This is a genomic window from Acinetobacter sp. YH16051, from assembly GCF_013417135.1.
Taxonomy (GTDB): domain Bacteria; phylum Pseudomonadota; class Gammaproteobacteria; order Pseudomonadales; family Moraxellaceae; genus Acinetobacter; species Acinetobacter towneri.
On sequence record NZ_VPEN01000093.1, the window covers coordinates 1 to 1991 of the forward strand.

Genomic DNA, 1991 nt, shown 5'->3' on the forward strand with positions numbered 1-1991 from the left:
GAATCCATTCTTGTTTTTAGCGTCCTAGCCGGTCTTTGAGAAAAACTGCCCCCAGGAATCGAGCGCAGCGAGATTCAATAGAGTTTGAGCGAAGCGAAAACATAGGGCAGTTTTAAATGCCGTTTTTGATTTTTTTGGGCTTTTAATAATATAAAAAGCTTTTAAATGCTTTTAAGAGCCTTGAAAGTATTGATATACGTGCGTTTCAGAGGACATACCGACACAAATAGTTTGTCATACCGACACAAATAGTTTGTTCAAAAACACCAATACCGACACAAATAGTTTGCATTAAGACACATAAAAATATAATGTGTCTTTATATACATAAAAATAATGGTGTCTTAATGAAAGGCGGGTTAGTTGTAAAAGATAATGCTCTTATGAATGCCAGTTACAACTTAGAGGTAACAGAACAAAGGTTAATTTTATTGGCAATTATCAGTGCTAGAGAAACAGGGAAAGGAATTACTGCTGACAGTAAACTAGAAATTCATGCCAGTGATTATGCAAAACAGTTCAATGTCACAAAAGAAGGGGCTTACAAGGCTTTAAAAGAAGCTGTAAACAACCTATTTGATCGACAATTTTCATTCCAAGAAGAAACATCAAAAGGGATTGGTATTGTTCGCTCACGATGGGTTAGTCGTATTAAATACATTGATGATTCTGCTCTACTAGAAATCACCTTTGCCCCTGATGTAGTTCCACTAATTACACGACTTGAGAAACACTTTACAAGCTATCAGATTAATCAAGTTTCAGGACTTACAGGCAAGTATGCAATACGACTTTATGAACTATTGATAACATGGCGTGAGGTAGGTAAAACTCCAATTTTGAAACTAGCGGATTTCAGAAGTCAGTTAGGAGTTGAACCTAATGAATACAAAGCAATGAATCATTTTAAAAGTCGTGTTTTAGAACCATCATTACAGCAAATTAATGAAAAAACAGACATTAAAGTGAAGGTAGAACAACATAAAAATGGTCGTTCAATTAGTGGTTTTTCATTCAGATTCAAACAAAAACCACAGCCAAAAGTAGAACAAAAAATCGACCCTAAACGAGATCCAAACACACCCGATTTTTTTGTTGAAATGACCGATGCCCAACGGCATTTGTTCGCACATAAATTATCTGAACTACCCGAAGTTGGTAGCGAATATGCAGAGATCGGAGAGTCAGCCGAAGACTTTACGAAACGCCTTGCCGACATGCTTTTAGAGCCAAAAAAATTCAGGATGTTTTATCCGCTACTGGAACAGCTCGGCTTTGGTTCTAAAAAAATCCAATCTGCACCAATTAAACAGGTCGATGAACCTAAGTTTATTGAGTTGCGAAATATGCAAGTGAACAGCTTGTCGTTCAATATGTCCCGTGACAAGAAATTCGCTCACTTAAAGCAGGAGAACGAATCTCCAGATGATTTTATGCAACGGCTTCGCATCATGCTAAAAGACCCAAAACAGCAACTTCAATTTTATGACTACGTGAATGCCAAAAAGTAGCAATTAATCCTCTAAAAAAGATTTCAAAACGCCCCAAACTTTGGGGCTTATTTTTATCTTTTTCAGAGGTCGATTTTTTGTTTCTCGGAGAGAAACGCGTAAGCGTGCATTCCCTCCTGCTGTCGGGAAATGATAAATCTCCAAACCGCTAAAAATTTTATTGTTAGCAAAGCACCAATATCGAATTTCACCCCATAGCGCAAAAACCGCCTAAAATCGCATTTAAGCGCCTTTTCTTCAAAAACAGGGGAATCTAGCCAAACAGGGCTAAAAACGCCAATAAACGCAAAATAGGAGCATTTAGACTATGAAATTGAGTGATGCCGAAAAAAATAATCGTTTGTCAGAGGTACTTTTAAAGAAATCAGATCGAGAATATTACGATTTAGAAATCACTGAAGATCATCAAAAACTTTATGATCAGTACGTTTCAGGTGATTTAAACAAGCAAGATTTTGAAGAACAACTAAACAAATTGAT

General features: G+C 36.6%; 1 pseudogene. It reads left to right on the plus strand.

Annotated features, from left to right (window positions below):
- Positions 1-347 precede the first annotated feature (347 nt).
- Positions 348-1277 (plus strand): annotated as a pseudogene (gene repM / locus FTV41_RS14475) (replication initiation protein RepM); the annotation flags it as partial.
- Between the last annotated feature and the right edge of the window lie 714 nt (positions 1278-1991).